This window comes from Synergistota bacterium, assembly GCA_025060595.1.
GTDB lineage: Bacteria > Synergistota > GBS-1 > GBS-1 > GBS-1 > 42-11.
Window position 1 is genome coordinate 1 of the sequence record JANXBX010000008.1, and the last position, 26,965, is coordinate 26,965.

A 26,965-nucleotide genomic window follows, 5' to 3' on the forward strand; every position below is an offset into this window, starting at 1 on the left:
TTTTGCCTCCTTTATTCAAAGTGTTTCTTAATTACTTCTTTACTTGGTGGAGGAGTAATAAGAGAAACAATTATCATTACTATCAGGGTTATTATTGCTGATGGGATTAACGCATGGAAGCCTTTAGTTAAAGCAGGGGTCTTTGTGAAGTATATAACGGATATTAAACCAATGATTAAACCAGATAAGGCTCCATATTTGTTTGCCCTTTTCCATCTTGTTCCTAAAACTAAGAGTATAGTGTTTATGCCAAGGCCTCCAAAGACAAACAGGATTATCTGGAATATGGTAGCTGGACGGTATATTCCTATAAGAGTGGCAGCTATTCCGGCAAGAAGAGTTGCGACTCTCGCTACCTTCAAAACCGTTTGCTCCGATGCTTTTGGATTTATGACTTGCTGATATAGGTCACGTGCGAAAGCTCCTGACACTGCGACAACAACCGAATCTATAGTTGACATTCCAGCTGATAGAACACCCGCCATTAAGATACTACCAATTATGGGATGTAGGGCTTTGGAAACTAGCGTTGGAACGACCCAGTCAGTCATCTTAGGTGGTATACCAGGGATAGCAGCCCTCGCTAAGACCGCTGCACTATACATGAATATTACTGATAGGAACATGCCTATTCCGCTTGCTATAGCTGCCCCCCATAATACTCTTCTGTCTCTCATAAGGAAAAACTTTGTAGCAAGTTGAGGTTGTCCTACAGCGAAGAGGTTCCATAGCATAACGTTTGAGAGGAAAAATGGATATAGCATGTATTTTGTTGGGCTACCTGGCATTGTAAAGGCTTTAGGATCTGTGGCCAAGAGTGCCTTGTTCGCTGCTTCAACGCCTCCAGCCAAATTTGCTGCTCCCCAAAATGTGAGGATAGCCGTAAACACCATTAATATTCCTTGAACGATATTCGTATACATCGCTCCCCTTATTCCACCCATGAAACAGTAAACTGTAACGCCTAAGCCCATAACACAAACGCCTACCCAGTATGGCCAACCAGTAAAGGTATTGAATATGGTACCTGCTCCTATAGTTTGAGCTCCCATATAGGGTATAAGGAAGACGATAATTGCAATTGCTGAAATAACCCTTATGGCTTTGCTTTCGTATCTATCGGCAAGGTAATCCGGTAGCGTTAAAAGCCCAAGCTTTTTACCTAGCCTTAAAAGTGGTCCTCCAACTAAAGCTGCCGGAACTAGCATACTAAATGCTGCAGTTGGTACGCTTACAGCTAATCCAGCCCATCCGACGTTATATATAGTTCCGGGAACGCCAAGGAAGGTGCTTATACTGTATTGAGTTGCGAAATAACCAAGCCCACCTAAAAGTATCCCTGCAGATCCGCCCATAACAAAGAATTCATTAAGGTTTAGAGCTTTCTTAGATGAAACCCAACCGAGATAAAGCACAAAAGCTAAGTATAATAAGACTACTACTAAAAATGTTCCGGGAACAGGAGTTACCTGAGGTGCCTGCATGGCTATCCCTCCTTTTCCTCAAGTAGACCACTCTTCTTGAGCTGGAAGTAAAGGATTATCATGCCAACTATCGTTAAGATATTTACGATAATCCAGGTCCATACAAACCAAGGGATCATAAACGGTCCCAAAGATAGTTCTGTCGTATAGTTGAACTTACCTGGGATCCAAACAAGAAAGTAAAGGAAAGCGAAATAGATTATCCACCCAACTAGGAAGCTTGGAATCTCCGATGGATAAAAACTCTCGGGTAGCTTAATAGTCTTCCTCTTCAAGGTTCATCACCCCCGTGTGAAAAATTGTATGCACCTTAGTATTATTATAATACTTAAAGTTTGGTTAGTGCATGAAAGGCACAAAAAAAGCCCCACCTCTTTTGAGATGGGGCTTTTAAGAGAAAGACTCTGTTTACATACTCTTTATGTGTTCTATTATCCTTTCTCCAAAGTCGCTTGTGGAGACTTCCTTTGCTCCTTCTATCTGTCGAGCTAGATCGTAGGTTACGAACTTCTCTTCGATTGTTCTTTGTATACCCTCTATTATTAGTTCCTTGGCTTCTTTCCAACCGATATATTCAAGCATTTCCGCTCCGGATAGTATGAAGGAGCAAGGATTAGCCATGTTTTTGCCAGCATACTTGGGGGCAGAGCCATGAGTGGCTTCAAAGACCGCTATTCCGGTTTCGAAGTTTATATTTGCTCCCGGAGCCATTCCTAAGCCTCCCACTTGAGCTGCAGCCGCATCGGAAACGTAATCTCCATTTAGGTTAGGTGTGACCAATATATCATACTCATCGGGTCTTAAAAGTAGCTGTTGAAACATTGCATCGGCTATTCTATCTTTTAGCACTATCTTACCTTCTGGAGCTTTCCCTCCATAGTCTCTAATTAGTTCTTCTTCAGTTATAACCTTATCTTTGTATTCTTCTTTAGCTAATTCGTATATGGCATCTCTGAATAGCCCTTCAGTGTATTTCATTATATTCCCCTTGTGCATTATTGTTACCGACTTTCTCCCATGGTGTAAAGCATATTCTATGGCTGCTCTCCCCATCCTCTTTGAGCCATATATGCTTATGGGTTTTATTCCTATTCCAGAGTCTTCCCTTAGCTTTATCCCAAAGGCTTGCTCTAAAAATTCTCTTATCTTTTTGGATTCTTCAGCATTAAAGGGCCACTCTATTCCAGCATAGACATCTTCAGTGTTTTCTCTAAAGACTATGATATCTACTAACTCTGGTCTTTTTAGAGGAGAAGGGACCCCCCTAAAGTATCTAACAGGTCTAAAGCATACGTATAGGTCCAATATCTGTCTTATAGCTACATTTACTGAGCGATACCCTCCTCCCACTGGTGTGGTTAGCGGTCCCTTTATCGCTATCTTATATTTTTTAATCTCTTCAATCGTTTCTGATGGTAAAACATCTCCCATCTCCTCTATAGCTTCTTCGCCAGCTAGGATTTTCTTCCATGTAATTTTTCTTTTCCCTCCATAGGCTTTTTCTACAGCAGCGTCAATTACCTTTAAACCTACTGGTGTTATGTCTCTTCCTATTCCGTCTCCAACTATATAAGGTATAGTTGGGTTATCTGGGAGCTTTAACAATTTTTAAACACCTCCTCTTGAAACTAATGGTAAAACTCCTCCCTCAAGAATCATCTTTCTTTGCCTTTCGCTTAAGTTGAGCCTTAAGGGTATCTCCTTATTATCCTTGAGTCTTATCAGTTTTGTTACTTCTCTTCCTTCCTCTATGTCTCTTCTTAGTGTAGGTAGTATTACCTCGTCCCCTTCATTCAGGTTATCATAATCGTTAGGGTTAGCCAAAGTTAAGGGAACTATGCCGAAGTTGGTAAGGTTTGAGAAGTGTATTCTCTCTATAGACTTGGCTATAATTGCTTCAACGCCTAGGAACATCGGACATATGGCTGCATGCTCCCTTGATGATCCTTGTCCATAGCTTTCTCCAGCGAGCACAATGTTTGCTAAGCCCATTTCCTTATTTTTTAAGGCCCTTTCGTAGAAGCTTGGATCTAGAGGTTCAAATACATGCTTTGCATATTCGGGGACGTTTGATCTCAGCTTGAGATAAGCTCCAGCAGGCGTTATATGGTCTGTGGTTATTTTGTCTCCAACCTTTATGGTTATGACACCTCTTATGCTATCCTTTAACCTCTCCTTTATCGGCACAGGCTTAATATTGGGTCCTCTATATATTTCGATTTTTTCTCTTTCCTCTTTTGGTAGTGGGAAAATGAAGCCTGAGTCATCTATAACAAAGCTTTCTGGAAGAGAGAACCTCTTGTAGTTAATTCCCATATCTTCCAGTTTTCTTGGGTCGGTTATCTTTCCTGTTAAAGCTGTTGCCGCGGCTGTTTCAGGACTTACAAGGTAGACTAAAGCGTCTGGGGTTCCGCTTCTTCCCTTGAAGTTTCTGTTGCTGGTTCTTACAGAAACGCCACCCGAGTTTGGTGCAAAGCAAACCCCCACACAGAAGTTACAAGTGGTTTCAAGCAGCCTTGCTCCCGCTTTTAGTATCGATGCTAATCCGCCATCTCTATCTATTGTTAATAAAACCTGTCTTGATCCTGGTGTTACCCCTAACTGGACATCTTTGTGAACCTTTCTTCCGCTTAGTATGTGAGCGACTATCATAAGGTCTCTGTAAGAGGAATTTGTGCAACTTCCTATTGCAACCTGATCTACCTTGATGCCTTCTATTTCCCTAACGGGTTTTACATTGTCTGGATGGTGAGGACAGGCCGCTAACGGCTCAAGCTTGGATAAGTCTATTTCTATTAATCCATCGTATTCTGCGTTTTCATCTGCTTCCAATGGTATCCAATCTTTTTCCCTGCCCTGTTTCTTTAGGAATTCTAATGTTACTTCATCAGAGGGGAAAATTGACGTGGTTACCCCAGTTTCGGTTCCCATATTCGTTATAGTTGCCCTATCAGGTACAGATAGCGTTTTAACTCCCTCTCCCCCATACTCTAATATACAGCCTACGTTACCTTTACTTGTGATAATTGATAAGACTTTAAGTATTACATCCTTCGCTGATACCCAAGGAGGTAATTCTCCCTTTAACTCTACTCTTATTACCTTAGGGTAGGTAAGGTAAAACGGGCCTCCTCCCATAGCTACAGCTACATCTAATCCACCTGAGCCTATAGCGAGCGCTCCTATCCCTCCAGCTGTTGGTGTGTGACTATCGGCACCGAGAAGAACTATACCTGGCTTTGCAAACCTCTCTAAGTGAACTTGGTGACATATTCCGTTGCCCGGTTTAGAGAAAATCATTCCAAACTTTTCTGCCACGCTTTGAAGGTATTTGTGATCATCCATGTTTTCGAATCCCACTTGGACCGTGTTGTGATCTATGTAGGTTACTGAAAAGGTCTTGACTTCTTTGAATCCCATGCTTTCAAACTCGAGACAGGCCATCGTCCCGGTTGCATCATGGATAAGGGTTTGATCTACCTTGATCGCTATTTCTTCTCCTTTCTCCATTTTTCCCTTTAATAGGTGCTTTTCTATTATCTTTTGGACTATGTTCTTACCCAATATTCCACCCGCTCCTTTCCTTTTGGCTTTAACTCTTGACAAGTAAGTCATGTATCATATATTATATGATACAGGAAATAATCAGCTTTGACAATAGGTATTGGAGGGAGAAAAGTTGATAAAAATACCTGTTACGATCATAAGGGGAGGGACGAGCAAGGGTATTTACATAATGAGGAAGGACCTACCTGAGGATGAAACGCTTATGAAGAAGATCATCCTAGGTATATTTGGTAGCCCTGATGTAAGACAGATAGATGGTTTAGGGGGAGCCGATATAGTAACAAGCAAAGTAGCGATAATAGATAAATCAGATAAGGAAGAAATTGATGTCTATTACAAGTTCGGTCAGGTGGGAATAAAGGAGCCTGTTGTAGACTTTTCTTTAAGTTGTGGGAATTTAGTCTCTGGGGTAGGGGTTTTTGCTCTTCTCAAGGGATTTAAGAAAGCTGAGGAGCCCTTTACTATGGTTAACGTCTATGATGTAAATATTAGGAAGCATGTTAGGATAAAGGTGCCCGTTAAGGATGGAATGCCTTACTATGATGGCGATTTCTATATAGATGGCGTTCCCTTCCCGGGTGCAAGGATAGATGTGACTTTCTTAAATCCTGCAGGCTCTATAACTGGCAAGCTTTTACCTACTGGAAAAGTTAGAGATGTTCTAAGTAACGGGATTGAATATTCTTTGGTTGATGCCGGAGTTTTAGGTATGTTTGTAAAAGCTTCGGATCTAGGTCTCACTGGGAAGGAAGGGCCTGGTGATATAGACAATAACATAGGTTTACTTAATTTAATTAATGATATGAGGGGTGAAGTTTTAGTAAATATAGGAATGGCTCCAGATAAGAAAACTGCGTTAGCAAGGTATCAATACCTCCCAAAATTCATAGTAGTAGCTCCTCCTTCAGATTTTATCTCTCCTATAAATGGAAAGAGGGTTAAGAAAGAGGAGTGTAGCTTGCTTGCTAGAGTTATAACTGGCAATAAATTACATAAGGCTTTCCCCGTTACTAGCTCTATATCTTTAGCTGCCGCGTTTGGGCTTGAGGGCTCAATTGTAAATGAGGTAGCGGTTAGCAGGGAGGAAGGAAAAGTTTTTATAGGTCATCCTTCTGGGGTTATAGATCTCTCATTTAAGAAGTCTTCAGATGGTGAAATTGAAGAGGTTACCATAGGTAGAACCGCAAGGCTGATAATGGAGGGGATCGTTTATGTTCCTGAGAGTCGTATTTATGGGAGGTGGTATGATAGCAGTGAGGATAAGCTGGCTGATGTGGAAATCTGACATAAGGGGGTGTTAATGTTGAGAAAACTAAAGTATGTTGTTCTTGCCTTGGTAGTAGTTGTAACTTTAGGCTTATGGAGTTTTGCTTTCGCTAAGTTTCCTGAAAGACCTGTGACCCTGGTTTGCCCCTTTGGTGTGGGTAGCGCAAGCGATACTTTTGTTAGGGCCTTGAAGGAGCCGCTGTCTAGAGCCTTAGGAGTTCCCGTTGTTATAGTTAATGTGGAAGGAGGAGGCGGACTTAAGGGTTTAGTTTATGCAGCTCAGCAACCGGCAGATGGTTATACGCTATTTCAATTTACTCCCTCTCATATAATAGCCTCCGTTTTAAAGAGATCAGAATATGATCTTTTTAATGACTTTGTGGTTTTAGGTAGAGGAGATGATGATATCTATGCCCTTGTTGTAAGTCCTAAAGGTGAGTTTAATACCTTTAAGGACTTGCTTGAGTGGGCTAAGAAGAATCCTTATGCTCTAACTATGGGCGGTGTTTCTCCTATGGGGCTTGATGAGTTCGTTACCCGCGTTTTTGCTAAAAAGTTTGGTATTAACGTTACATTTGTTCCCTTTGAAAGCGGTTCCCAAGCCTTCACAGCTTTAATGGGCGGTCACATAAAGGCAATGCTTTATAAGATGGAATCAGTTGCTCCGCAAGTTGCTTCTGGTGCAGTTAAACCGTTGCTTGTTATGACTCCTGAGAGAATCAACGATCCTCTTTGGAAAGATGTTCCTTGTGTTAAAGAGTTTGGAGTTGAGATGTATATAGGCTCCTTTAGGGCATTTGCTGTTAGGAAGGGAGCACCGGAAGAGGCCATAAAGGTCCTTGAGGCTGCTATAAAGGATGCGGTTAATAGCCCTGAGTTTAAGGAATATATAAAAAAGCTCGGTTCTATACCTAGGGGCGGATATATGGGGCCAGCAGAGTTCGCAAAATATATGGAGGATGCCAAAGTGATGTTTACTGAGATAGCCAAGGAATTTGGTTATTTGAAATAATAGAAGGCATGAGTGAGGGGAGGGATAGCTTATGGTTAGTAAAGGTAAGAAAAGGTGGATTTTGTTATTCGTCCTAGCTTCGCTTCTCCTTGTGTCTTTTTCTGCTTATGCGAAGTTTCCGGAAAGACAGGTAACAATCGTTGTTCCCTTTGGTGTAGGTGGCGGTGCTGATACATTCGCTAGAGCCTTACAGGGACCGTTATCTAAGGCTTTAGGAGTTCCCGTTGTGATAGTTAATGTAGAAGGCGGTGGAGGATTGAAAGGTATGATTTATGCGGCTCAGCAACCTGCTGACGGTTATACTATATTTCTCTTTACTACATCGCATCTTATAGCATCTATTTTGAAGAGAGCGGAAGTAGATCTTTTTAAGGATTTCGAGATACTAGCTAGGCTTCAGCATGACGTTTCTGTTCTTTGGACCTCTGGGAAAAGTCAGTTTAAGAGCTTTAAGGAGCTCTTAGATTGGGCAAAGAAGAACCCTTATGCCTTAACCGTTGCTGGAACTTCTCCATTGGGTTTTGATGAGTTTAGAGATCGTTATTTTGCTAAGAAGTTTGATATCAAGATAACCTTTGTTCCCTTTGAAAGCGGTTCTCAAGCTATAGCTGCTACCTTAGGTGGCTTTGTTCTTACTCACATGGAGGAACCTGCTCCGATAAAGGATATTATAGCTAGTGGTGAGGGTAGAGCTCTCGTAGTTATGTGGAAGGAAAGGCTTCCTCTTTGGCCTGATGTTCCTTGCGTTAAGGAGTTTGGAGTTGAAGACTATATAGGCGTGTTTAGAGCCTTTGCTGTTAGGAAAGGAACACCACCTGAGGCAATTGAAGTGTTATCCAAGGCTATCGAGAAGGCTATTCAAGATCCAGAGTACCTAGATTTTCTTAAGAAAACCATGGGAGATTTAAGACCTGGTTATCTTCCTGGACCGCAGTTCCTCAAGGAGTTAGAGGAGGAAAGGAAAGCATACGAGGAGATCGCAAAAGAGCTTGGTTATGTTAAACAGTAAGTTTCTGATCGAGGGTGGGAGAGTACCCCACCCTCGACTTTTTAAGGGGTGATGAAAGTGGGAGAACTTGTATTTGAACTATCTGCTTTGGGTTTGGCGGTTTTCTTTTATGTAGTTGCTGTAGTTTCAGATGCTCCTAATCCTATCTCTGTTATGAGGCCTTACTGGTGGCCTAAAATGATATTATTCATAATGTTAATTATATGCTTGGTGCTTATTTTCGGAGCTTTGAAGGAGTGGAAAGCTTTAAAGGTTACTAAGAGGGAAAGTAAAGCTAGAGCTTGGCCTTGGCTTTTAGCTCAGGTTATTAATATAACTGCCTTGGTTGCTCTCCAGAATGTATTAGGCTTCTTAGTAACCTCTATTATCTGTGGGATTTTATCTTGTTTCATAATAGAGGGGAAATTCAGGTTTATGCATCTTCTAGTATCTTTAGTTGCCGTATTAAGTTTGACCTTGTTTTTCGGTTCCGTTATGGGTGTAATTCTTCCCAGGGGTCTTTGGGTTTTTAGAGATTTAAGTTTTTACCTATATTGAGGGGTGAGGAGAATGGAGCTTTTAGGTGCTTTTTATAAGGTTATGCTCGACCCGATAAGCTGGTTTTTAATGGTTATCGGTGTAGCAGCTGGCACACTCTTTGGAGCGCTTCCAGGTATAAGTACTTCTATGGGTGTTGCTCTAATGTTACCTTTTACCTATAAGCTTGATGTTGTTTATGCTCTTATACTATTGGTTTCAACTTACTGTGGTGGCGTTTTTGGAGGATCTATAACCGCAATCATGTTTAATATCCCTGGAACTCCAGAAGCGACACCTACCACATTTGATGGCTACAAGATGACGTTGAAAGGTGAAGGTGGAAAGGCCCTTGGAACAGCTATAGCTTGTTCGGCATTTGGAGGAGCTTTTAGCGTTGTAATGATGGCTTTGATTTCTCCTCTTTTGGTTAAAGCAGCGTTAAGTTTTAGCCCTGCTGACTATGCTGCTGTTGCCTTTTTAGGTTTAAGTGCTGTAGCTGGTTTAGGTTATGGACCTAAAGAGCAGTTAAAGGCTTTACTTTCGGTAACCTTAGGCTTGCTTTTAGCTACTGTTGGTATAGATGCTATAACAGGTGTTCCTCGTTTTACCTTTGGCTCGTCAGCCCTTCTTGGTGGTATAAAGTTTATACCCGTAATGATAGGGGCCTTTGCTGGTGGGGAGGTTTTAAGACAGATAGAGGATAGAAAGAAGGGTTTAGGTGAGGAGATAGTTCTTTACAAGAAGGAAATAACAGCTAAGATTCCATCCTTAAGGGAGTTTTTAGCTATAAAGTGGACGATACTTAAATCGGCTTTCATAGGATTAGGTATAGGGATTCTTCCTGGAGCTGGTGCAACTATAGCTGCCTTTGTAAGTTATGGTGTAGCTAAAAGATCGTCTAAGCATGGGGATAAATTTGGAACCGGAATAATGGAAGGCGTTGCCGCTCCAGAGACAGCAAATAATGCTTCTACAGGAGGAGCAATGGTTCCTTTGCTTTCCCTTGGTATTCCAGGGAGTGGAACTACAGCGGTTATCTTAGGTGTTTTCCTTATGTATGGAATTCAACCTGGGCCTTTACTTTATGCTAAGGATCCGCAGCTTGTTTATTCTATAATAATAGGAATGTTTTTAGCTAACGTATTAATGCTTTTTATTGGAAAGCTTGGAGTGAAGCTATTTGTTCAGACCCTTAGGCTACCCTATTATGTTATAGGAACATCTATATTGCTTCTTTCCCTTATAGGTTCCTATGGTCTTGATAATGATATAGATGATGTTTGGGTATGTCTGGTATTTATGGTTATAGGTTACTTCATGAGGAAGTATGGTTTTCCTGTAGCTGCTTTAGTTTTAGGTTTGGTTTTAGGGAAGCTTATAGAGAATAATCTTAGAAGAGCGCTTATAATATCTGGTTTCAGCTGGAGCGCTGCTCTTGGAAGGCCTTTAACTATTTCTCTTGTAGCCATAACGATATTCATGCTTGTTTGGCCGTATATAAAGGCGTTTAGGGAAAAGGTAAAAGGCGTTTAGCAATGCTTTCTCCAACTCAGAGGCTAGCGTTCTTCATTAAAGGTCTTAGTTATGAGAGTTTACCGGATATCGTTAAGGAAAGGGCTAAAGAATCAGTTATAGATACCTTAGCTGTAGCTATAGCTGCCTCCTGCTTTGAGGAAGTTCCTTATGTTGTTCAAGAGATTTTAAGTCATGACGAATCTTCTGAATCGACCGTATGGGGTTATAATCGTAAAGCTTCGGTTTTTAACTCTGCTCTTTTAAATGGAATCATGGGACATGCTTTGGAGCTTGATGATGTCCATAAAGAGTCAAAGACCCATCCAGGTACGGTTGTTATTCCTGCTGTTTTAAGTGTAGGTGAGCTTTTAGCTTCCTCTGGAAGAGAGATAATAGAAGCTATCGTGGCAGGTTATGAAGTAATGATAAGAATTGGTATGGGTATAGGTGTTAGCAGTCATCGGTTAAAAGGGTGGCATGTAACGGGCACAGCTGGAACTTTTGGAGCGGCAGCTGGGGTAGCGAAGCTATTAAAACTTGATGAATCTCAAATAGTAAGTGGCCTAGGTTTGGCTGGTACCCAATCGTCTGGGTTATGGGCTTTTACTGCAGATGGAGCTACCTGTAAAAAGCTTCATCCAGGACATGCTGCCTATTGTGGCGTTTTGTCCGCTTTTCTCTCTAAGGCTGGCATGACAGGGTCAAGTAGGATACTTGATGCGGAAGATGGAGGATTATTTCGCGCTACCTCGGATGAGTATGATCTTTCCTTAGTCACGAAAGATTTGGGAGAGGCCTTTGAGATAGTTAATGTTGATCGCAAACCCTATGCTTGTTGTAGAAGTATGCATCCTCCTATAGATGCGATACTTAAGTTAAAAAAGGAATATAATCTTGAGCCTGAGGATATAGAGTCTATATATATAAAGACTTATAAAGTTGCCATTAAGCAATGTGCCTTCACTAAAAAACCTGTTAACGTTGCTGAAGCGAAGTTCTCTATGGCTTATGGTGTTGCAGTAGCTTTATATGATGGTTGTGCTCTTGTAGAGCAGTTTAGTCCGGAGAGAATAAGAGATCCTAAGGTTTTAGCCCTATCGGATAAAGTGTATATAGAGGAGGATGAGGAATTTACGTCTAGGTATCCTCTTGAATGGGGTTGTGAGGTCACGGTTCTAACAAAGAGAGGAGAAAGATTTACTACTAGGATTTACGCTGCTAAGGGAGACTCTAGGAGGAATCCTATGAATACCGAAGAGATAAAGGATAAGTTTATGAGATTAACCCAGCCTATACTTAAGGAGAAAGCTGAAAGGCTTTATGAAATGCTGGTTAACATGGAAAGTTTAAAGGATATAAGTGAGTTGAGTAATTTATTGAAAACTTAATAAGCTTGTGAAACATCTTTCCCTTCCTTCTTGATGTTTTGGACTTGACGAAGGAGATTACCTTAGGTATAATATCGAGCAATTATACATCATACAATATATGATGTATTTAAAAGTGAAGGGAGGGAAAGTTGTTGTGTGTTGAAGGAGAGGTAAAATGGGGGCTTGAGGGTGTCATTGTAACGGTGAGCTCCATCTCTTACTTGGACGGGGAGAAGGGATTGCTCTCTTACAGAGGTTTCGCTGTTGAGGAACTAGCTTGTAATTCTTCCTTTGAAGAGGTGGCTTACCTTTTGTGGTTTGGGGCGTTGCCGACGAGTGATGAATTAAATTGGCTTTCATCAGAGCTTTCTAAGGAGAGAGATATACCTTTGGAAGTGGTAAATATAATGAAACTTTTTCCCAAGAAAACTCATCCAATGGATGTTCTAAGAAGCGTAGCTTCTATTCTAAGTTTTTACTCAGAGGATGACTCTATTTCTTTCAAAAATGCTATACATTTAACAGCTAAACTTCCCACAGTAGCTGCTTATTGGTATAGGTTAAGAAACGATTTACCGTTGATACCACCTGATAGAAGCTTAAGTCATGCTGATAATTTCCTTTACATGATGTTTGGCGAGGTTCCTGAGTATTCTGATCTATTCGATAAGATGCTTATACTTCATGCAGAGCAGGAGATAAACGCATCTACTTTTTCTGCGATGGTTACCTCTTCTACGTTAAGCGATATTTACTCTGCTGTGGTCTCCGCTATAGGAACATTAAAGGGGTCCCTTCATGGTGGGGCTAACGAAAAGGTTTTAGAGATGTTAGAGGAAATAGGATGTATTGAAAACACTGAAAGCTACTTTAACGCTATGGTTTCAAGAAAGGAAAGGATTATGGGATTTGGTCATAGAGTATATAAGACCTATGATCCGAGAGCAAAGCTTATGAAGGAATGGCTTTGCGAGTTGAATGAAATTCAAAAGGTGAAATATTTGGATATAGCTTTGAAGCTTGAGGAGCTAGTTTTGGAAAAGTTTAAGGATAAAAGGATTTATCCTAATGTAGACTTTTTCTCTGGTATTTTGTACAATCATTTTGGTATACCAAGGGACTATTTTACAGTTTTGTTTGCCATGGCAAGGATCGTGGGATGGACGGCTCATGTGATCGAGTATCGTCAGAATAATAGGCTTTTTAGACCATTAGCGATCTATAATGGTCCTGTAAATTTAAGTTATAAGGAAGTTAAGAAACAAATTAGTAAGGGAGCGGCTTCATAAATAAATTTTATGGGGGCGAGGCGGTGCTTTTACTCATGATAGAGAGAAGGTCTTTGAAGGATGAGGTGTTAGAGAAGGTTAAAAGCTATATAGTTTCAGGGCGTTATCTTCCTGGGCAGAAAGTGGTTATAGACAGTCTTGCTAAGGAGCTTGGGGTTAGTGTGACTCCTGTACGGGAAGCTTTGCACTATCTGGCAGCTCAGGGATTGTTGGTTTCAGAGCCTCACCGGGGATTTTTAGTTAAGAAGTGGAGTAGAAAGGAAATAGAAGACCTTCTTTCATTAAGGGCTTATCTTGAAAGGCTTGCTGCTAAGCTATTTATAGAGCGAGGATATGATGCTTATATTGATCTCCTTAGGGAGAAGCTTAAGGAGATGGAGCTAGCTTCTGGTATGAGCAGTGTAGAAGAGATGACCAGGCTTAACTCTGAGTTTCATGCGATAATTGTTAAAGGGGCTGGAAATGAAGAGCTTCGGCGTGTTATAGATTCTTTAAGTGAGAAGCTTTATAGGGTTAGAGTTCTTTCAATATCCTATCCAGGTAGGTTTAAGGATTCTTATAAGGAGCATATGGATATCTATGAAGCCATAGAAAGTAAAAATATTTCTCTTGCTGAAAAGAGAGTAGAGGAGCACATAAATAGTATTTTAAGAGTTCTCCTTAAAAGGTTTGAGGAGGGCTTAATTTAAGCTTAAGCCTCTTTAGAGCTACTAGGATTGCTCCGATTGCCGATGCCTTTTCGGCAACCTCATATGAAAGGACCTTCACATTGATTTTGAGTGCTTCCGATGAGATCCACATGTTGAATAATTTTCCGAAAATTTCTCTTAGTGGACCTGTTCCCCCAATGAATATGTTGGCCTCTCCTTGATCAATTAAGCTCTTGAATCTTTGATCTTTCTCGAGAGCTAAGATATCTATACTACCGAGCGCGCCCCAAAGGAAGCTTCTTCTCTGGTCAGTATTAGATTCGCTCATTAGATGAAGAAGCCTTATCATAAATAGGCTTCGAGTTAATCCGCATTGGCGAGCCATTTTAAAGCCGTTAAGAAGGAACTCTTCATCAAGGTAGCTTAGCTTTAAGTCTTCAAGAGATCTTCCCAATAGCGTTGAAGATACCAAGGCGCTTGCAAGCTCTCCTGTTATGGTTGTTAAAGAGCCTTTTATGCGCTTATTTTCATCTATAAATATGAACTTTGTATGAGAGCCAGGTATAACTATTATCGCTGGTTTTTCTATTTTCTCGAGCTCTATGATCCCAAAGCTTTCACATTCTTCGCCTCTCATTATGTCGCAAGATTTTATTTGCTCAAAGAGAGAGCCTTTTTCCTCTTTTGGGATCGTCTTTACTCCTGGTATGAATAAAATGGGTTTTGGCCATATCCTTTCAAAGAGCTTTTCAACTATGTTTGAGGCTACCTCTTCAAGGCCAGCTGGAGCAATAACATGCTGGACTTCAAGAAGGCCTGCCTCTGAGGTTATCATCCCCGAGGCTGCGATTCCCATTATTTCATTTGAGGATATACTCCCTTCCTCAATTACCCTTGATATGCATTTAATTAAGGCTTCCTCTAAGGCCTCTTTACCTTTTAATCTTGTATCCTTAGCACCTATATTTTCACTTACTTTAGCCACTATAGATAGACTGCTTAAATCTACTAGTCTTACTCTTGTGTTAGTTGTGCCTCCATCTATCGTTATGAAGAATTTCTTTTCCATCCCTTTACCCTCATTAATTTTGTGCTAGCTTTGGAAGTACAGTTGTGGATCTTGGGAAAACAGCTATCTTACACTGTCTTCCATATCTAGCAATTACTCTGTCGATGGCCTCTTGCAATGTAAGGCAGCTTTCGATTCCCATCTTCTCAATTATATGAGGCTCTATCTTTTGCGTTACTATTATCATTCTAACCTTTTCTAATGTTCTCGCCCATATTTGAGCTCCCCATTGATCTTTAACCGGGGATGTATAGCACTTTTCAATTATAGCCTCAGGTTTTCCTAAACACATTAGCTCGTAAAACTCTCGATGGTGTCCGATTCCCTCCGTTCCCTCCATAGGCAGTATTATAGTTCCTCCATCTTTTATGATTTTACTTTTTGTTCTAAAAACTGCTGATGTTATCTTCGGTCCTTGATAAAGTACTTGATCTAGTGGGAATCCGCTTGCTGTTATAGCCACGTCACAAGGATGAGGAAGTTCGACTTCTCTGAAGCTTCTAGAAAGCTCTACTCCTTTAAGCCATGCTTTTTCTAAATCTCCGCCTACGGCCCAGGTGAGCTTTTCATTTTGATTTAAGACTAAGTTTAAGATAAAGTCTACCCTTATCGCTCTTGCAAACTCCATAGCATCCTCATGTTGGGGATTCCCCTCTAGTACACCGTTTACCGCAAGCGGATGGTCCATCATCTTAGCATTGTGGTTATGCATTACAGCTTTTTCGCTTGCTATCCCGGGCATGATGCTTTTTCTCCCACCTGTGAAACCAAATTGCTGGTGGGGCTCTATATATCCTGTGAGTATAAGTACATCTGTTTCTACAGCTATTCTGTTAACTTCTATAGGGGTTCCTCTGCTTGTTTCCCCTAGATATACTAAATTAGACTTATCTTTGTAATCGTGATTTATTATCTTAACTCTTTTAACGATGTTTTCTCCATAAAGGTTTTTTTGTTCCTCTATGGTTAATCCTCGATGTAATCCTGTTGCGATAAGAAGAGTGATGTCTTCGTCTTTCACTCCGCATCTATTTAAATACTCAAGGAGAATAGGTAGCACTACTTTGTAAGGTATAGGTCTTGTTATATCGCTTACTACTATACAGACCTTTTTACCCGGCTTAGCTAGCTTGGATAAGGGCGGAGTTCCTATGGGTTCTTCAAGCGCCTTTGTGATCTCTTCTATAGGATCTTTTGCTGGTTCTACCCCTGGAGCTTCGTAAATTCCCATCAGGTTTTCCGTTGGAATGTTTGCGCTTATATAGTTATGGCCAAAAGGTATGGTAACTTTTATCAAGTTAAAGCCTCCCGAATTCCTTAAGAAGATCCTCTAATCCCTTGCCTTCCCTGATTCTTTTTCTGGTTAATTCTTCTTGTTCAGCTAAAGCTTGGGCTTTTAGTAAAACTTCCTTTGCCTTTTCCTGCGGAACCACTGTTACTCCTATTTCGTCAGCTATGATGATATCTCCGGGTTTTACTATAACGCCTCCACAGGTTATGGGTACATTTATCTCTAAAGTATCAAGGCGTCCAGAGTAAGGAGAGTGGGTTGACCTTGGAATTACTCCCCGAGAAGCTATTGGAAATCCTAAGTCTCTTATTTCATCGGTATCCCTAATGGAGCCATCTACAACCGCACCAGCTATTCCCTTATGCATGCATAAATTCGCCATAAGTCCTCCCCATACGGATGTTTCCGTTTCCCCGCGAGCATCGACTACGATTACATCTCCAGGTTGAGCTACAGATAGAGCATAAAGGGGATCTACGAGATCACCAGGATATAGTTTAACAGTTAAGGCCGGCCCAGCAAATTTCTTTGAACGATCTATAAGCTTTATTTGAGAGTGCATCACTCCAGCTCTTTCTTGTGCATCTGCCACAACGCAACTTATGCTATAGGTTGGAAGGAGCTTTTTGAATCCCTCAACTACTTCCCAATCAACGTTTGCGTGAGCTAAAATCTTAGGAAAGCTTTTCTTTTCCTCTTTACACATTAGGATCCCTCCTTTATATTCCTCCTGAATCGGAGGTTAGGCGAGTTAAGTACTTCTCTGTTAACTATGTTATTGGGCAAAGTTCCTGTTAATGCTCTGGAGACCTCTAAGGCTGCGGTTGTCCTGGCTTCGATCAAGGATTCCTCAGAGTAATAGGCAGCATGTGGTGAGACTACAAGGTTGCTTAGCTTGAATATAGGATTTATAGGCTTCCAATTTCTTTGCTTTGCTGGTTCCTCCTCAAGGTCATCAAGAGCTGCCCCAGCTATCTTTCCCGAGGATAAGGCTTCATACAAGGCATCGTTTTCTATTATAGGGCCTCGTGCGGTGTTGATGATAAAGGCCCCTTGTTTCATCATGGAGAAAGCCTTTCTATTAAACATCCCTCTCGTTTCCTCAGTAAGAGGAGCTTGAATAAAAATTACATCAGAGTTTCTTAAAAGTTCCTCAAAGGAAACGGCTTTACAACCGTCGCTTTCTATCTTAGATTTATCAGCATAAGGGTCATACACCAGGATCTTAAGGCCAAAGGGCTTTAATCGAGAGGCTATGGCGCTACCTATCCTTCCGTAGCCTACGATTCCTGCTGTCATTCCAGCAATTCTATGGATTTTATAACCGCACGCGTCCCAATGCCACTTTCCTTCTCTGACAGCTTTGTCATATTCCCTTATTCGCCTGGCCATTGTTAAAAACATCGCTAGTGCGTGATCCGCCACCTCGGAAATACAGTACGCTGGCACATTTGTTACTATTATTCCATTTTTGGTAGCTGCCTTTACATCTACAATGTCAACGCCAACGCCATATCTTGCTATGATAATGCAGTTTTTCATTTCGGATATGACCCTTTCGCTTACCTTTGCATACTCAACGAGTATTCCATGGGCGTCATGAGCTACCTCTATTAGCTCTTCTTCTGTTTTACATTGATTTCCTATAACTTCAGCACCGATTTCTCTTAATATAGATGTTTCTATGCTTAGATCTGGATAATCGTAATCAGTAACTACTACTTTGTATTTGAAATTAGGTCTGTTCAAATCTTAAGCACCCCCTATTTGGCTTTCTGATTTAAGGCTACTTGGTTAACCTTCTTTTGTCAAGCTTTCTTTGATACTATTAGTTATCTTAACCCAATCCTCTAAAGGGAGCTCTTCTGCTCTTACCGTTGCAGGTAGATTCATTTCCGCTAATATAGACTTTAGCTTGATTTCTTCGAAGAGGACTTTGAGATTGTTAAGTAAGGTTTTCCTCTTCCTTTTAAAACCTTCTTTGACTATCTTGAAAAATAGGTCTTCATCCTTAATACCCCATTTTCCTCTCGGGTTTTCATAAGGTTTAAGTTTTATGAAGGAGGATTCAACCTTAGGTTGGGGATAAAATACCCTTGAAGGAACGTTAAAAAGGATCTGGACCTCTGCATAATATTGCACTATCACGCTTAAAGCTCCGCGGGTTTTTCTTTTTGGGGGTGAGGCGATTCTTTCCGCTACCTCCTTTTGAAGCATTAGGTATAGTTCATCTATAAGCCCTTTACCCTTTTCTAAAAGGTATAGTATTATTTCAGTTGCAATTCTATAGGGGAGATTTGCCACAACTTTTACCTCATATTTCTTCTTCTCTTCCTCTAAAAAAGATAGATCTACCTTAAGAATATCATCTTCTATTAGATAAAAGTTTGGTTGACTTCCCATCACTTCATCTAGTACTTTGCATAGCTTTTCATCGACTTCTACACCTACGACCTTTGCTGCATATCTAGATAGGAAAAGAGATAGGTTGCCCATTCCCGAACCTATTTCTAATACGAAGGTATTTTTACCTAAATTTGCTACTCTGCATATCTTATCCAGTAGCTGGGGATCGTATAGAAAGCTCTGCCCCTTAGCCTTGCTAAATCTTAATTTAACTTTGTGAGCCAGGACCTTCATCTGTTTTAGGGTTAGATATTTCATGGCTTTCTTAAATAAAAAGGACCGGGTTAAACCGGTCCTTATTTTTTAAAACTAAATGGTCGGGACGAGAGGATTTGAACCTCCGACCCCCTGCGCCCCATGCAGGTGCGCTAAACCAGGCTGCGCCACGCCCCGACCGCTAATTTAAATTTTAAACTTTTTTTTCTTTTAAGTCAAGGGGAGCCTCTTATTCAAGCGGGTTTCCAAAGTTGTTCAAGAAAGCGAACTCTTTAAGCTGTAGGCGGGGAGGCCTTTCCTTTTCAGCTTTAATTTGTTTTTCGGTCAAGGTTGGTTTTATATCTTTCGAGTGTTTTCCCACTACTAAAAGGGTTATCACTTCATATTCTTTAGGTATGTTAAGAATCTCCTTTACCTTATCCGGTGAGTATCCTGCTATGGGATGTGCTACTAAGTCAAGCTCGGTTGCTCTTAACATCAATATTCCAACGGATATCCCTACATCGAAGGCGTAATACTGTCTTCCGTCTTTAAGCATGCAATCGAGATCTGGTTTGCTACAAACGGCTATAAAAGCGGATGCATCATAAGCCCATTCGTTTCCTTTTGATAAGGCTTCTCGCATCGCTAATAGCTTTTCCTCTGAGTTCACAAAGATGAACCTCCAAGGTTGATTGTTAAAGCAAGAGGGAGATAAAGAGGCGCATTTTGCTAAGTCTATAAGTGTTTCCAGAGGTATGTTGATCTTATCGAGAGATCTGTAAGCTCTTCTTTCCTCTATAGCTCTTTTTACATCCATGTTCTCACCTCCCTTTTAAATTATATCAGACTTGAAAATATTAATAGATGTATAATCTTAAGTTTTATATAGCATTTTGAAAAAGCCTTGTTTTAAATGTATTAAATCTTTTTACTTCATTTTACAAATATGTTAAAATACTTGACCTTTTTTAGAACTTCTTGTAGAATATAAAAGTGTTGAAGGATTGCTATTCTAGGAGATATTGATTTAAGAGGAGAAAGTGATTATGCTTTTTGTTTTGTGTGTTTTTGATGAAAGCCCTTTATTATAAAATTAGGATATGGCTTTCCGTGTCGGTGGGAGGGATCATGAGAAACCCTCCCATCGACTTATTTTAGAGTTTTTATAAGGGGTGATCTTGTGGTGGGATGGATAGGGGAGCATCCTATTTTGAGTTTTAAGCATGGTAGAAAGGTCAAGTTTTACGTTGATGGGAGGGAATGCGAAGGATATGAGGGAGAGCCGATTGCCGCTGCCCTTCATGCTAATGGTATTAAAGTTTATAGAAGGAGTGTAAAGTTGGGAAGACCGAGAGGCTTTTTCTGCGCTGTTGGCAAGTGTTCCTCCTGCTTTATGGTTGTGAATGGTGTTCCTAACGTTAGGGTTTGCATAACTCCTCTTAAAGAGGGAATGAGGATTCAAACTCAAACTGGAAAGGGTGAGATACGTTGAAAGAGACAGAGATATTGGTGGTAGGTGGCGGGCCTGCCGGTTTAAGCGCATCAATTGAGGCCGCTCGTGCAGGAGCCAAGGTTTTAATAATAGATGATGGCCTTAGACTAGGTGGCCAGCTTGTAAAGCAGACGCATAAGTTTTTTGGCTCGAAGGAAGAATACGCTGGGACAAGGGGTTTCAAGATAGCGGATCTTCTTCTTCAAGAGCTCGAGGAGTATAAGGATAGATTTGAAGCTATCACTAATACAACTGTTACGGGGTATTACGCTGATGATGGGGTTTTTGGAGCTTTAACCGGGGAGGAAAAGTACTTTAAGGTGAAGCCTAAGAAGGTTGTAATTGCTACCGGTGCTTATGAAAAGACCATTCCTGTTCCTAACTGTGATCTTCCTGGGGTTTATGGTGCTGGGGCAGTTCAAACTCTGATGAATGTTTATGGAGTTAAACCTGGCGAGAAGGCTTTAATGGTTGGAGCTGGGAATATAGGGCTTATAATAAGCTACCAGCTAGCACAAGCTGGCGTTAAGGTTCAAGCGGTTGTGGAAGCTATGCCTAAGATAGGTGGATATTTAGTTCACGCTTCGAAGATAAGAAGGATAGGCATACCTATATATACATCTCATACTGTTAAAGAGATACATGGTGAAGATTATGTAGAGGGGGCAACTATAGTGCAAGTGGATGAAAGGTGGGAGTTTATATCTGGGACTGAAAAGTATATAGAAGCTGACCTTATTTGTCTTGCTGTTGGGTTATCTCCCCTAATTGAGCTTCTGTGGCAGGCGGGGTGCAAGATGAGGTATATTCCTGAACTCGGAGGCTATGTTCCCGTAAGGAATAAGGAGATGCGAACTTCACATCCGGATTTCTATGTTGCAGGAGATGCTGCTGCCATAGAGGAGGCCTCTACAGCAATGATTGAAGGTAGAATAGCTGGTTTATGTGCTGCAGCAAGCTTAGGATATAAGTTGCCCGATTTTGAAGAGAGATTTAACAAGTTTTGGATGCAGCTTGAGATTTTGAGGAAGGGTCCCGTAACTGAAAAGATAAGACAGGGACTTCCAAGGGCTACTGTGGAAGGAGTGCAAGAATATGCTTGAGAAAACGGGCGTACCTACTCCTGAACAGATAAAGGAAGTGACACCTCCGGAAGAAATTCTAAACTCTAAGCCTGTTGTTATAGTTGAATGCTTTCAAAAGATCCCTTGCGATCCGTGTCATACAGCTTGTCCAACGGGAGCTATTTTAGAGTTTGAAGATATAAATGATCTTCCAAGGGTAGATTGGAATAAGTGTACAGGATGTGCCCTTTGTGTTGCTAAGTGTCCGGGTCTGGCTGTTTTCGTTGTTGACATGACCTATTCTGACAAAGAAGCGATCGTTAAACTTCCTTATGAGTTTCTTCCCGTTCCTCAAAAGGGAGAAATTGTAGAGTGTTTAAACAGAGAAGGGATTGTCGTTTCGAAGGGTAAGGTTCTTCATGTTTTTGAGCCCTTCAAAGATGGTACAAAGGTTATTTCTGTAGCGGTTCCTAAAGAGCTTGCGATGGAAGTAAGGCACATAAGGGTGGTGAGGAATGGTGGCAGATGAGAAGGATATCGTAATTTGTAGGTGTGAGGATGTAACATTGGGTGAGATACGTGAACTTATAAAGAAAGGATATGCTACAGTTGATGAAATAAAGAGGATTACTCGAGCTGGTATGGGGCCCTGTCAAGGGAGGACCTGCAGGGATCTTATAATAAGGGAGATAGTTCGCTTGACAGGTAAAAGGATAGATGAGGTACCGATGCCTACCTTTAGGCCTCCTATTAAACCTATTAAACTTGGGGTCCTCGCTCAAGGCGAGGATGAGGGGGAATGAGAAAGAGCGCTGATGTTGTTATTATAGGTGGAGGAATCCAAGGGTGTGCTATAGCTTATAACTTAGCTAAGATGGGCTGTAAAAACGTAGTAATTCTTGAAAGGAATACCATTGCAAGCGGTTCCACTGGGAGATGCGCTGCAGGTATAAGGGCTCAATGGGGAACGGAGATGAACTGTCGCTTAGGTATAGCTTCTATAGAGATATTTGAAAATCTCTCTGAGGAGCTTGGAAGGGATATAGATTTGCATCAAGGAGGCTACCTGATAATAGCTTATAAGGAGAGCGAGTTTGAACAGCTTAAGAAAAACGTGAAGCTTCAAAATAGCCTTGGTATAAAGTCAAAGATTATATCGGAAGAAGAAGCTAAGGAGCTATGTCCCCTTCTGAATACGGAAGGGGTGGTAGGCTTTACTTTTCACCAAAGAGATGGACATGCGGATCCTCTTTTAACCACTTTCGCTTATGCTGAGGCTGCTCGAAGGCTTGGAGTGGAGATATGTAGTTTCACTGAAGCTATAGGTATAGATGTGAGGAATGGGAAAATTAGAGGTGTTATTACAAACAAAGGATATATCTCAACTAAAGTGGTAGTTAATTGCGCTGGTCCTTATGCTAAGGAAGTAGCGGCAATGGTTGGAGTAGACATACCGATATATCCTGAAAGGCACGAGATACTTGTTACTGAGCCTATAGAAAGGGTTTCAAAGCCTATGCTTATGTCTTTTTCTGGGAACTTCTACGTTCAGCAAAGACCTCATGGAAGTTTCATAATGGGTTATGGACCTAAGGAGCATTTAAGAAGCCATGCACTTAACTCTACTTGGGGATTTCTCGAGGAGATGGCAAAAAAGTTTGTGAGATTGTTACCAGCCTTAAGTGGGCTTAGAGTTGTTAGACAATGGGCAGGTTCCTATGAGATGTCTCCAGATGCTCAACCTATCTTAGGGGGAATAGACGAGATAGAGGGATTTTACATATCAGCGGGCTTTAGTGGTCATGGCTTTATGTTTGGTCCGATAACCGGAAAGGTCTTGGCAGAACTTATACTTAATGGAGAAAGCTCTATACCAGTGGAAATGCTAAACTATAGAAGATTTGAGAGAGGAAACCTGATCAAAGAACCTGCTGTGGTTTAAATATTTTTGTCGCCTCATGATGGCAGCTGTAGGTATGGCCGTAGGTACCGGAAATATTTGGCGTTTTCCAAGGATAAGTGCCGCGAATGGTGGTGGCTCTTTTGTCTTAGTTTATATTATCGCTTTTATACTTTGGGCCATACCGCTTCTTATGGCTGAGGCGGTTTGGGGAAAGGCTACAAGGAGAGGAGTAATTGGCGCCTTTAAAGAGTTTTTAGGAGAGAGATATTCTTGGATGGGAGGCTTTGTAGGTTGGATTTCTTACGCTATAGCTTGTTACTATGCTGTAGTTATGGGGTATTGCGTTAGGTATTTTGTATATGCCCTAACTGGTGTTATAAGTCCTGGCGTGAATACGGAAGCTCTATGGAATAATTTTGTAAATTCTTCCTCTCAAATGATGATCTTTTTTGCTAATAAAGTAATGATCCCATCTCTATTTGTAATGCTTATTCTATGTCTATTCAAGGGAAGATGAAGATATAGCCTTGAACTGCACTTTAACGTGTTTTGCTGATACTGCTGCTGCATTGTTAGCTGCTTTAGCTGTCATTCCAATGAAGGTTGTAGGTTCTGGGAACACTGGTCTTGCTTTCATTCATCTCACCAGCCTGTTTGCCCAAATGCCTGGTGGAAGTATTGTTGCTGCTATATTCTTCTTGGCTTTAATCTTTGCAGCTTTGTCTTCGCTTCTTTCCATGCTTGAGCTTGCAACCAGGGTTTTAATTGATGCGGGTTGAGAGCGCACCAAAGCTGCGTTGGTTGTAGGTATAGTTACACGCTTTTGGGATTGCCCTCTTCCTATAAGGCTTATATTCTTGAGAATCAGGACTGGGTATGTGGCGTAGGATTGCTTATAAGCGGTATGTTCTTCTGGTATGGTGTAATTAAAAAGGGTGTAGATAAGATATATGAAAAATATATACGTCCCGTGTCTGATATAGATGTTCCTTGGCTTTGGAAGCTAATATATCTCTTCCCGGTTTGGTTCTTTATAATTGTTGGTTGGTGGATTTACCAGGCGATAACTTGGTATCCAGGAGAGTGGTATATGCCGTTTCCAATTGATAAATATTACTTATACTGTTGGAACTATGCTCTTTCAGTGGGCTATTGCCTTTATAATAATTTATTCTCTTAATAATAAGCTTGCGGGTTGGGTTAAACCATTAAATAATACCAAAATCTCTAAAAGCGGAAAGAGGGTGAGCTAGATATAGGTCTTAATGATGGTTATCGTTTTTATCCTCGTCTTTGGAGGATTAGGTTGGTGCATTAAAAGGTCCTTTGAGGCCGAAAAGAGGAGAAACTCTCGATCAAGATAGAAACTAATAGGGGCTATCCCTTAAGGGATAGCCCCTAAGTTTTCATACCTTGTTATGTTCCGTGCGGGCTATTATTTCCTCTTGTAATCCCTTTGGTAGGTTAACGAAGTAGTCGCTATAACCTGCTACTCTAACCATTAGATCTTGGAAGTCTGCAGGTCTTTTCTGAGCTTCTCTTAAGACTTCAGCGCTTATTACATTAAATTGGACGTGATGTCCACCAAGCCTAAAGAAAGTCCTTATAAGTTGTGCAAGCTTAAAGAGATTTTCTTCGGTTTCAAAGAGATCAGGCGTTAGCTTTTGGTTAAGTAAGGCTCCTCCAGTTTTGTCCCAATCGCATTTAGCTATGCTTTTAAAAACTGCGGCTATACCCTTTCTATCCATTCCTTGAACGGGTGATATCCCTTCAGATACAGGAAAGCCTGCCTCTCTACCATCAGGAGTGGCTCCAGTTACCTTTCCAAAATAAACATGAACTGTGGTTGGTAAAAAGTAAACCCTTCTTTGGGCTCTCCTTATAGAGGAGGGTGGATAGCTTTCAATCATTTCTACTAGGGAATCTACTAGCATTTTAGCTATTTCATCTACATAATCATCATCATTCCCAAACTTGGGAGTTTTTTCAGGGTTGCGTAAAACCTCCCTTAGTAGTTCATAACCTTTCCAGTTAGATCTTAAAGCATCTAAGAGTGTGTTTATGGAGATTTTCTTTTTGTCAAAGACATGATACTTTATAGAAGCTAGGCTGTCAGCTAAGGTTCCAAGTCCAACTAATTGGATGTATTGAGTGTTGTATCTTGCTCCTCCTGCGTTATAGTCCTTTGCGTTTCTGATACAGTCATCTATCCATAAGGATAAGAATGGTACTGGAAGAAGCTTGGCGTAAAGGCTTTCTATTATATCGTTGCCTCTCATTTTTATATCTAAGAAATGCTTTACTTGTCTTAGAAAGGCATTCCATAGCTCTTCAAAGCTTCTAAAATCTCTGGGATCGCCAGTTTCTAATCCTATCCTCTTGCCCGTTAAGGGATCAGTTCCATTATTTAATGTTATCTCAAGTATCTTTGGGAGGTTAAAGTATCCAGTTAATATGTAACACTCTTTTCCAAAGGCACCAGTTTCAACACATCCGCTTACCCCAGAGGTTCTTGCATCTTCTAAGCTTTTCCCCTGTCTTAACATCTTCACTATAACTCCATCAAAGTTGAAAAACGGGGGTTCACCGAAGCCATCTGAAGCTACCCTTAGGGCCTCTATTAGAAACCTATCTGGGTTTTTGTTACTTATCAAAACCGCAGTGTTCGGTTGTAATGTTCTCATTTCCCTTAAAACCTCTAAGAAAAGGTAAGATAGTTCGTTAACTCCATCAGATCCATCCTCCTTTAGGCCACCGAAGTTTAGCTTTGAGAAATCATTGTATGTAAAGCTCTCTTCCGCTGTAACTCCAACTTTTGGGACAGCTGGTTGGTTATTAAATTTAAGCCAAAAGGCTTGGAGTAGTTCCTTCGCCCTTTCTCTTGTTAACCTTCCTTCCTCTAAATCTCTCTTGTAAAATGGATAAAGATGTTGATCTATCCTTCCAGGATTAAAGGAATCCCAGGGGTTGGTCTCATAAGTTACCCCCACATGAATAAACCAGTAGTGTTGAAGAGCCTCCCAAAAAGTTCTTGGAGCATGTGCGGGTACCCATCTGCATATCTCCGCCATTTTTTCAAGCTCTGCTTTTCTCTCTGGATCCTTTTCTTCATTTGCCGTTTTTTCTAATTTTTTTGCATAACGCTCAGCATAAATCATTATGGCATCGGCTGCTATATCCATGGCTTTCAATTCTTCCATCTTCTCGTAGTAGTCTGGATCGCTTTCTTTAAGTTCGGTTATCTTTTTCTTTATTTCCTCCTTTATGTCGAGGATCCCCATTTTAAAAATTCTCTCTCCTCCTGCAGTATGGCCTGGAGATCTTTGCTCCATAAACTCCGTCCATATCCCTGCTTCATAGGCGTTTATCCACTCTTTAGGGAGATTCTCAAAGATGATGTTTCTCATATCTTTGCCTTTCCAGAAAGGGATTATCTCTTCTTTATAAGCTTTTTTGACCTCTTCATTTACCTTATAAGGCATGTTTTCCCTTGAATTTAATATTTCTAAATCCTCTAAACTATGAACACAAATCTCAGGATAGGTTGGAACCTCCTTTATTCCTGTTCCTCTCAAGCCCACTATAAGTTCTCCTTCTTCTAAGGGTATTGAGCAGTTTTCAAGGAGATATTTAAAGAATAAAGCTCTTTGAATCGGGATTGACTTCCCTTTCGGAAGATCGCTTTTGTAAAACTCGGTTATAAGTTTTGCCCTTTCAAGGGAAATCTTAACTTCTTTTTCAACGCTTTCATTCCTTAGTTTTGAAATTCTTTCATTAACTGGTTTTATGGGGGATCTACGCCTTTTGATCTCCCTTCCGATCTTCTCTTCACATACTTTAGACACAAACTCACCCATATCT

General features: G+C 40.9%; 27 protein-coding genes and 1 tRNA gene. 16 read left to right on the forward strand and 12 right to left on the reverse strand.

Features of this window, described 5'->3' with window-relative positions; genetic code table 11:
* Window positions 1-11 precede the first annotated feature (11 nt).
* From NZ900_06500 to NZ900_06515, 4 genes are all read right to left on the reverse strand, one after another.
* Window positions 12-1,484 (reverse strand): sodium/solute symporter, encoded by a 1,473-nt coding sequence (locus tag NZ900_06500; protein MCS7233740.1) that lies wholly within the window; start codon window positions 1,482-1,484, stop codon window positions 12-14.
* Between the two features lie 2 nt (window positions 1,485-1,486).
* A complete protein-coding gene (locus tag NZ900_06505) occupies window positions 1,487-1,759 on the reverse strand; it encodes a hypothetical protein (protein MCS7233741.1) in 273 nt (90 codons plus the stop codon).
* A 133-nt stretch (window positions 1,760-1,892) separates the two neighbouring features.
* Complete coding sequence (icd, locus tag NZ900_06510; protein MCS7233742.1) at window positions 1,893-3,089, reverse strand: isocitrate dehydrogenase (NADP(+)); 1,197 nt, start codon at window positions 3,087-3,089, stop codon at window positions 1,893-1,895.
* Between the two features lie 3 nt (window positions 3,090-3,092).
* Entirely contained in the window at window positions 3,093-5,048 is a 1,956-nt protein-coding gene (locus NZ900_06515) for an aconitate hydratase (GenBank protein ID MCS7233743.1), read from the reverse strand.
* 115 nt (window positions 5,049-5,163) lie between these two features.
* Between NZ900_06515 and NZ900_06520 the strand changes: the two genes are divergently transcribed.
* The 8 genes from NZ900_06520 (at window position 5,164) to NZ900_06555 (ending at window position 13,720) form a co-directional block, all read left to right on the forward strand.
* On the forward strand, window positions 5,164-6,336 hold the full coding sequence (locus NZ900_06520; GenBank protein ID MCS7233744.1) for a 3-methylitaconate isomerase: 1,173 nt from the start codon (window positions 5,164-5,166) through the stop codon (window positions 6,334-6,336).
* A gap of 18 nt (window positions 6,337-6,354) precedes the next feature.
* The gene (locus NZ900_06525) at window positions 6,355-7,329 is read left to right on the forward strand and encodes a tripartite tricarboxylate transporter substrate binding protein (protein MCS7233745.1); all 975 of its coding nucleotides are present in this window, start codon (window positions 6,355-6,357) and stop codon (window positions 7,327-7,329) included.
* 31 nt (window positions 7,330-7,360) lie between these two features.
* Window positions 7,361-8,338 carry a tripartite tricarboxylate transporter substrate binding protein gene (locus NZ900_06530; GenBank protein MCS7233746.1) on the forward strand — a complete coding sequence of 326 codons (978 nt, stop codon included), beginning with the start codon at window positions 7,361-7,363 and terminating at the stop codon, window positions 8,336-8,338.
* 57 nt (window positions 8,339-8,395) lie between these two features.
* Window positions 8,396-8,875 carry a tripartite tricarboxylate transporter TctB family protein gene (locus NZ900_06535; protein MCS7233747.1) on the forward strand — a complete coding sequence of 160 codons (480 nt, stop codon included), beginning with the start codon at window positions 8,396-8,398 and terminating at the stop codon, window positions 8,873-8,875.
* Between the two features lie 12 nt (window positions 8,876-8,887).
* Window positions 8,888-10,390, forward strand: coding sequence for a tripartite tricarboxylate transporter permease (locus NZ900_06540; GenBank protein MCS7233748.1), 1,503 nt, complete (start codon window positions 8,888-8,890; stop codon window positions 10,388-10,390).
* A 2-nt stretch (window positions 10,391-10,392) separates the two neighbouring features.
* Window positions 10,393-11,760, forward strand: coding sequence for an MmgE/PrpD family protein (locus NZ900_06545; protein ID MCS7233749.1), 1,368 nt, complete (start codon window positions 10,393-10,395; stop codon window positions 11,758-11,760).
* 134 nt (window positions 11,761-11,894) lie between these two features.
* Entirely contained in the window at window positions 11,895-13,031 is a 1,137-nt protein-coding gene (locus tag NZ900_06550; protein ID MCS7233750.1) for a citrate/2-methylcitrate synthase, read from the forward strand.
* Window positions 13,032-13,066: 35 nt separating this feature from the next.
* Window positions 13,067-13,720, forward strand: coding sequence for a GntR family transcriptional regulator (locus tag NZ900_06555; GenBank protein MCS7233751.1), 654 nt, complete (start codon window positions 13,067-13,069; stop codon window positions 13,718-13,720).
* Here the strand turns inward: NZ900_06555 and NZ900_06560 are convergent.
* The 7 genes from NZ900_06560 to NZ900_06590 form a co-directional block, all read right to left on the reverse strand.
* A complete protein-coding gene (locus tag NZ900_06560; GenBank protein ID MCS7233752.1) occupies window positions 13,692-14,750 on the reverse strand; it encodes a 2-dehydro-3-deoxygalactonokinase in 1,059 nt (352 codons plus the stop codon). The genes NZ900_06555 and NZ900_06560 overlap by 29 nt on opposite strands.
* A 13-nt stretch (window positions 14,751-14,763) precedes the next feature.
* Entirely contained in the window at window positions 14,764-16,047 is a 1,284-nt protein-coding gene (gene larA / locus NZ900_06565; GenBank protein MCS7233753.1) for a nickel-dependent lactate racemase, read from the reverse strand.
* A 1-nt stretch (window position 16,048) separates the two neighbouring features.
* The gene (locus NZ900_06570) at window positions 16,049-16,747 is read right to left on the reverse strand and encodes an RraA family protein (GenBank protein MCS7233754.1); all 699 of its coding nucleotides are present in this window, start codon (window positions 16,745-16,747) and stop codon (window positions 16,049-16,051) included.
* Window positions 16,747-17,790, reverse strand: a complete 1,044-nt coding sequence (locus tag NZ900_06575) for a C-terminal binding protein (GenBank protein ID MCS7233755.1) — start codon at window positions 17,788-17,790, stop codon at window positions 16,747-16,749. Before NZ900_06575 ends, NZ900_06570 begins: the two co-directional genes overlap by 1 nt.
* A 45-nt stretch (window positions 17,791-17,835) precedes the next feature.
* Window positions 17,836-18,705 (reverse strand): 16S rRNA (adenine(1518)-N(6)/adenine(1519)-N(6))-dimethyltransferase RsmA, encoded by an 870-nt coding sequence (gene rsmA / locus NZ900_06580; protein MCS7233756.1) that lies wholly within the window; start codon window positions 18,703-18,705, stop codon window positions 17,836-17,838.
* Between the two features lie 56 nt (window positions 18,706-18,761).
* A tRNA-Pro gene (locus NZ900_06585) sits at window positions 18,762-18,840 on the reverse strand.
* A 52-nt stretch (window positions 18,841-18,892) separates the two neighbouring features.
* On the reverse strand, window positions 18,893-19,462 hold the full coding sequence (locus tag NZ900_06590) for a nitroreductase family protein (protein ID MCS7233757.1): 570 nt from the start codon (window positions 19,460-19,462) through the stop codon (window positions 18,893-18,895).
* Window positions 19,463-19,828: 366 nt separating this feature from the next.
* Between NZ900_06590 and NZ900_06595 the strand changes: the two genes are divergently transcribed.
* The 8 genes from NZ900_06595 to NZ900_06630 are packed head-to-tail and all read left to right on the forward strand — an operon-like array spanning window position 19,829 to window position 24,284.
* Window positions 19,829-20,137, forward strand: a complete 309-nt coding sequence (locus NZ900_06595; protein ID MCS7233758.1) for a (2Fe-2S)-binding protein — start codon at window positions 19,829-19,831, stop codon at window positions 20,135-20,137.
* The gene (locus tag NZ900_06600) at window positions 20,134-21,240 is read left to right on the forward strand and encodes an NAD(P)/FAD-dependent oxidoreductase (protein MCS7233759.1); all 1,107 of its coding nucleotides are present in this window, start codon (window positions 20,134-20,136) and stop codon (window positions 21,238-21,240) included. The genes NZ900_06595 and NZ900_06600 overlap by 4 nt, the downstream gene beginning before the upstream one ends.
* A complete protein-coding gene (locus tag NZ900_06605; GenBank protein MCS7233760.1) occupies window positions 21,233-21,730 on the forward strand; it encodes a 4Fe-4S binding protein in 498 nt (165 codons plus the stop codon). The genes NZ900_06600 and NZ900_06605 overlap by 8 nt, the downstream gene beginning before the upstream one ends.
* Window positions 21,720-22,004, forward strand: coding sequence for a (2Fe-2S)-binding protein (locus tag NZ900_06610; GenBank protein MCS7233761.1), 285 nt, complete (start codon window positions 21,720-21,722; stop codon window positions 22,002-22,004). The genes NZ900_06605 and NZ900_06610 overlap by 11 nt, the downstream gene beginning before the upstream one ends.
* Entirely contained in the window at window positions 22,001-23,143 is a 1,143-nt protein-coding gene (locus NZ900_06615; protein ID MCS7233762.1) for an FAD-binding oxidoreductase, read from the forward strand. Before NZ900_06610 ends, NZ900_06615 begins: the two co-directional genes overlap by 4 nt.
* Window positions 23,144-23,177: 34 nt before the next feature.
* Window positions 23,178-23,621 carry a hypothetical protein gene (locus NZ900_06620; protein ID MCS7233763.1) on the forward strand — a complete coding sequence of 148 codons (444 nt, stop codon included), beginning with the start codon at window positions 23,178-23,180 and terminating at the stop codon, window positions 23,619-23,621.
* A 10-nt stretch (window positions 23,622-23,631) separates the two neighbouring features.
* Complete coding sequence (locus tag NZ900_06625; GenBank protein MCS7233764.1) at window positions 23,632-23,883, forward strand: hypothetical protein; 252 nt, start codon at window positions 23,632-23,634, stop codon at window positions 23,881-23,883.
* Window positions 23,880-24,284 (forward strand): hypothetical protein, encoded by a 405-nt coding sequence (locus tag NZ900_06630; GenBank protein MCS7233765.1) that lies wholly within the window; start codon window positions 23,880-23,882, stop codon window positions 24,282-24,284. The genes NZ900_06625 and NZ900_06630 overlap by 4 nt, the downstream gene beginning before the upstream one ends.
* A 226-nt stretch (window positions 24,285-24,510) precedes the next feature.
* Here NZ900_06630 and NZ900_06635 read toward each other — a convergent pair whose 3' ends face one another.
* Window positions 24,511-26,961 carry a glycyl radical protein gene (locus tag NZ900_06635; protein ID MCS7233766.1) on the reverse strand — a complete coding sequence of 817 codons (2,451 nt, stop codon included), beginning with the start codon at window positions 26,959-26,961 and terminating at the stop codon, window positions 24,511-24,513.
* Between the last annotated feature and the right edge of the window lie 4 nt (window positions 26,962-26,965).